General features: G+C 72.0%; 4 protein-coding genes. 1 reads left to right on the top strand and 3 read right to left on the bottom strand.

Going from position 1 to position 5,425, the window contains the following annotated elements; genetic code table 11:
* Nucleotides 1-333 precede the first annotated feature (333 nt).
* Both V7793_RS32765 and V7793_RS32760 read right to left on the bottom strand, forming a co-directional pair.
* A complete protein-coding gene (locus tag V7793_RS32765; protein ID WP_336013349.1) occupies nucleotides 334-1,554 on the bottom strand; it encodes an acetyl-CoA C-acetyltransferase in 1,221 nt (406 codons plus the stop codon).
* A 126-nt stretch (nucleotides 1,555-1,680) separates the two neighbouring features.
* Nucleotides 1,681-2,721, bottom strand: a complete 1,041-nt coding sequence (locus V7793_RS32760) for an SGNH/GDSL hydrolase family protein (RefSeq protein ID WP_336013347.1) — start codon at nucleotides 2,719-2,721, stop codon at nucleotides 1,681-1,683.
* Nucleotides 2,722-2,941: 220 nt separating this feature from the next.
* Here V7793_RS32760 and V7793_RS32755 point away from each other — a divergent pair, with 220 nt between their 5' ends.
* Nucleotides 2,942-4,345, top strand: coding sequence for a cystathionine beta-synthase (locus V7793_RS32755; RefSeq protein ID WP_058047197.1), 1,404 nt, complete (start codon nucleotides 2,942-2,944; stop codon nucleotides 4,343-4,345).
* 365 nt (nucleotides 4,346-4,710) lie between these two features.
* On the opposite strand, the gene V7793_RS32750 is transcribed toward V7793_RS32755, so the two are convergent.
* On the bottom strand, nucleotides 4,711-5,139 hold the full coding sequence (locus tag V7793_RS32750; protein WP_336013343.1) for a hypothetical protein: 429 nt from the start codon (nucleotides 5,137-5,139) through the stop codon (nucleotides 4,711-4,713).
* Nucleotides 5,140-5,425: the final 286 nt, after the last annotated feature.

Genomic DNA, 5,425 nt, shown 5'->3' with positions numbered 1-5,425 from the left:
GGCGCCCGCGGCCGTCGCGGTGGCCGCGGCCAGCAGCAGGGCAAGGGACATGGCGCTCACTGACGTACTCCCGGTTGCTATGGATCCCCCAGATTCCTACCTCAGCTTGAGGCGTGCTCCCAGGAGACCCCAGTGCAAAACGTCATGAAGCGGGCGGGACTTACGTCCCGGACGTTGTCCCTTCAACATCTCTGACCTGCGGAAACGAATCGCCCCCGGGACGTTGGTCACATCCTGGGGGCGATTCGGTCACGGTTGCGCAAGCGGCTCGTGAGGCCGTTCGTCCTCAGCTCTGCCGCTCGTATCTCTCCGGTGCCTCCGGTCTCCTGCGGCTCAGCTCAGCCGCTCGATGACCATCGCCATGCCCTGGCCGCCGCCGACGCACATGGTCTCCAGGCCGAACTGCTTGTCGTGCCACTGCAGCGAGTTGATGAGCGTGCCGGTGATCCGGGCGCCCGTCATGCCGAAGGGGTGGCCGACGGCGATGGCGCCGCCGTTGACGTTCAGGCGGTCGATGTCGATGCCGAGCGCCTGGTAGGCCGGGATGACCTGGGCGGCGAAGGCCTCGTTGATCTCGACCAGGTCGATGTCGCCGATGCTCATGCCGGCCCGCGCCAGCGCCTGCTTGCTGGCCTCGACTGGGCCGTAGCCCATGATCTCGGGGGAGAGGGCCGAGACGCCGGTGGAGACGATCCGGGCCAGCGGGGTCAGGCCCAGCTCGCGCGCCTTGGTGTCGGACATGATCACCAGGGCGGCGGCGCCGTCGTTGAGCGGGCAGCAGTTGCCCGGGGTGATGCGGCCGTCCGCGCGGAACGAGGGCTTGAGGCCGGCCACGCCCTCCATCGTCACGCCCGCGCGCGGGCCGTCGTCCTTGGCGACGACGGTGCCGTCCGGGGTGGTGACCGGGGTGATCTCGCGCTCCCAGAAGCCGTTCTTGATGGCTTCCTCGGCGAGGTTCTGCGAGCGGACGCCGAACTCGTCCATCTCCTCGCGCGAGATGCCCTTCAGCCGGGCCAGGTTCTCGGCGGTCTGGCCCATCGCGATGTACGCGTCGGGCACGAGGCCGTCCTCGCGCGGGTCGTGCCACTCGTCGCTGCCCTGCTCGGCGCGGGCGGCGGTGCGGGCCTCGGCCTCGGCGAAGAAGGGGTTGTGGCTGCCGGGCATGCCGTCCGAGGAGCCGTTGACGGTCCGGGAGACCGTCTCCACGCCGGCGGAGATGAAGACGTCGCCCTCGCCGGCCTTGATGGCGTGCAGCGCCATGCGGGACGTCTGCAGGGACGAGGAGCAGTAGCGGGTGATCGTGCAGCCGGGCAGGTGGTCCATGCCCATCTGCACGGCCACGATGCGGCCGAGGTTGTGGCCCTGCTCGCCGCCGGGCAGGCCGCAGCCGAGCATCAGGTCGTCGATGTCGCGCGGGTCGAGACCGGGGACCTTGTCGAGCGCGGCCTTGATGATCGTCGCGGTCAGGTCGTCGGCACGCATGCCCTTCAGCGAGCCCTTGAAGGCGCGACCGATGGGCGAACGGGCGGTTGAGACGATCACGGCTTCGGGCATCACGGCTCCAGGGCGTGTGAAAGCAGGACTGGGTGGAAGTTACCCGCCCGTAGGGCCCGGGTCACGGCTTGGTCACTGTGACCCCTCGCACTCTTGCCGCCGCGCGGGCCGGCGGCGTCCTGTGCGTCACTGCCCGCCCCGTGCCGCACGGGACCACACGTGGTGCGGCGTCGGCTCCGTGTGGGCCGGGAGGCGGCGGCGCTTGCGGTGTTTGAGGAGGGCCCAGCGGCCCCGGGCGGCGGTGACCTCCGTGCCGCCCTCGGCCGCCGCCTCCGCGGCCGCGCGGGCGACCGGCAGGATGCCCTCGCGGCGGGCCGCGTCCGGCCGCTCCTCGTCCTCCGGCCACAGCCCCAGCGCCGCGCACAGCGTCGGCAGGACGGCCATCGCGGCGGTGGCGTAGCCCTCGGCGGAGGGGTGGAAGTTGTCGGGTCCGAACAGCTCCCGCGGGTTCGCTGCGAACTCCGGGCCCAGGAGGTCGCCCAGCGACACCGTGCGGCCGCCCGCCTCGATCACCCCTATGGTCTGCGCCGCGGCCAGCTGGCGGCTCTGCCGCCGCGCCACCCACCGCAGCGGCTGGTAGACCGGCTCGATCGTGCCGAGGTCGGGGCAGGTGCCCACGACGACCTCGCTGCCCGCCTCCCGCAGCCGCCGCACCGCGTCCGACAGCAGCCGTACGGACCGTGCGGCCGGCATCCCGTGCGTGACGTCGTTCGCCCCGATCATGATCACGCAGACGTCGGGGGCGCGCTCCACGTCGTCGAGCAGCAGGGTGACCTGCCGGTCCAGGTCGTGCGAGCGGGCTCCGGACAGGGCCACGTTGCGCAGCTCCACGGGGCGCTCGGCGACCGCGGCGAGCCCGGAGGCGAGCAGGGCGCCCGGCGTCTGCCGGGGCCGGTGCACGCCCTGGCCGGCGGCCGTGGAGTCGCCGAGCAGGCCGAGCAGCAGCGGCTCGCGCCCGAGCCGGTGGACGAAGGCGGAGCCGTAGCGGCCGTCCGCGTGGGGCGGGGCGTCGTTGGAGCCGCCCACGACCCGCCGGGCCAGCCGCGCCTCGGTCAGCAGGACCCCGGCCGCGGTGGCCCCGAGCAGGCCGATGCCGCCGCCTCCGTAGGCCGCCGCGGCGGCGATGCGCCGGGCGACCCTCGCCCGCGACGTGGAGATGGGTGACATGGGCCGGACCTCCTCCGCAGCCGGGTTCCGAGCCGCGTACACGGTTTTACAAACGCTTCATAAAGCATTCATGAATGCCCCGCACCCTTGGCAGAGCGCGCTATGAGCAGGTTGCCCCGAGCGCCCGCATCTGCAACGCGCCGTTGGAGCGGCCGGATGCGTTCTAGGCTGGCCGTATGGGTACGCGAGACCGCTAGTGCCCCCGACCGCGGAGATCACCGTGCAGTATCACGATTCGATGATTGAGCTCGTTGGCAACACCCCGCTCGTGAAGCTCAACAGCGTGACCGAAGGCATCCAGGCCACCGTGCTCGCCAAGGTCGAGTACTTCAACCCGGGCGGCTCCGTGAAGGACCGGATCGCCGTGCGCATGATCGAGGCCGCGGAGAAGTCCGGCGAGCTCAAGCCGGGCGGCACCATCGTCGAGCCGACCTCCGGCAATACGGGTGTCGGTCTGGCGATCGTGGCCCAGCAGAAGGGTTACAAGTGCATCTTCGTCTGCCCGGACAAGGTCTCCACTGACAAGATCAACGTGCTGCGGGCCTACGGCGCGGAGGTCGTGGTCTGCCCGACGGCGGTCGACCCGGAGCACCCGGACTCGTACTACAACGTCTCCGACAAGCTCGTGCGCGAGACGCCCAACGCCTGGAAGCCCGACCAGTACAGCAACCCCAACAACCCCCTCTCGCACTACTACTCCACCGGCCCCGAGCTGTGGGAGCAGACGGAGGGGAAGATCACCCACTTCGTGGCGGGCGTGGGCACCGGCGGCACCATCAGCGGCACCGGGCGTTACCTGAAGGAGGTCAGCGACGGCCGCGTCAAGGTCATCGGCTCGGACCCCGAGGGCTCGGTCTACAGCGGCGGCTCCGGCCGTCCGTACCTGATCGAGGGCGTCGGCGAGGACTTCTGGCCGAGCGCCTACGACGGCACGGTGACCGACGAGATCATCGCGGTCTCCGACAAGGACGCCTTCCAGATGACGCGCCGCCTCGCCAAGGAGGAGGGCCTGCTCGTCGGCGGCTCCTGCGGCATGGCGGTCGTCTCCGCCCTGCGCGCCGCCGAGAACCTCGGCCCGGACGACGTCGTGGTCGTCCTCCTGCCGGACAGCGGCCGCGGCTACCTGAGCAAGATCTTCAACGACGAGTGGATGGCGGACTACGGCTTCCTGGAGGAGGCCGGCGACGCCGCCCGCGTGGGCGACGTGCTGCGCCGCAAGGACGGCGGCCTGCCCTCCCTGGTGCACATGCACCCGGAGGAGACGGTCGGCGAGGCCATCGAGGTGCTCCGCGAGTACGGCGTCTCGCAGATGCCCATCGTCAAGCCGGGCGCGGGGCACCCCGATGTGATGGCCGCCGAGGTCATCGGCTCGGTCGTGGAGCGCGAGCTGCTGGACGCCCTGTTCACCCAGCGCGCCTCGCTCTCCGACCCGCTGGAGAAGCACATGTGCGCGCCGCTGCCGCAGGTCGGCTCCGGCGAGCCCGTCGGGGACCTGATGGCCGTGCTGGGCGAGGCGGACGCGGCGATCGTCCTGGTCGAGGGCAAGCCCACCGGTGTGGTGAGCCGTCAGGACCTGCTGGCGTTCCTCGCGGAGAGCGCCGGGAAGGCCAACGGCGCCAAGTAGCCCCGCCCTTCCGGGGCGCGTTGCGGCCGCGGCGTTTTTCCGGCTTTCCGGCCGCCGCGTGAACGGGGCGCGGACGGACGGCCCGTAAAAGGTACGTATGCGTCACGCGCCTGCAGCACCGGCTTAACAACCGTCCGGCATATTGGGGGGTGTCGGCCCGGGTCATCCCCGGCCGGCACCCGAACGGCGGCGGGAAACTCCGGAGCGGCTCCCGGACTCCACAGCCGTCCGGACGCGGTCCACCGGCCCTGACTCCGGCCCGTGTCCCCGTGGGGGACCGCCGTCGTCCCGACTCCGGCTCCGGCCGGGGTGCGGCGGTCCCTCGCGCATCTCCCCCGTGCGCGCCTTCCGGGCGCGGTGCGTCCTCACTCCCAGTCGGACGCGGCGTCCCGCTTCCTGCGCCGCTGCTGCCACGGGAACAACCCCGCCACGTTCAGGGCGTTGACGCCCACGATGCCCGCCCAGGACACCAGCAGCCCCGGCAGCTCCGCGTTGACCACGGCTATCGCGGACAGCGGGATGGCCAGCACCAGCGACACCGCGGCGAAGCCGAAGCGCTCGCCGAAGCCGCCGGGGCCGGGCCCGTCGAGGTGCAGCCGGGCCCCGCGGGCCACGGCCATCTGCATCTCCGCCGACTGCCGGCGCACCCGCCGGTCGATCTCGGCGTCGAGTTTCCGGTCGACCTTCTCCAGGAAGGCTTCCACCAGCTCCTCCTCGTACTCCGGGCCCAGCTCCTTGCGGGTCTCCAGAGTGGCGGCGAGGTCCTTCTTCAGCTCATGGTCGCGGGCCGTCATGCGTACGACGATACGGTCGGCGGTGCCCCGCGTCGGTGGGGCTAGCACCCGTATCCGCCGTAGGGGCAGCTCCGTGACCGCCGGGGCCGCCGCTGGAAGGAGCAGTTCCGTGCCCGGACCGACCGACCCCCTGCTGACCTCCCTCGCCGCGCTCGCCGCAGGAAGGGGCGAGGACCTCCCGGACGCCCTCAGCGTCGCGGGGCGCGCCTTCTCCCGGGAGCAACTGCTCGGCGCCGCCGCAGCGGTGGCGCACCGCATCGAGGGCGCCCCGGCCGTCGCCGTGCAC

The organism is Streptomyces sp. KLMMK (assembly GCF_036961605.1).
Taxonomy (GTDB): Bacteria; Actinomycetota; Actinomycetes; order Streptomycetales; family Streptomycetaceae; genus Streptomyces; species Streptomyces telluris.
Note: the sequence above shows the minus strand (reverse complement) of the source record. Positions and strands in the feature narration are given on the sequence as shown.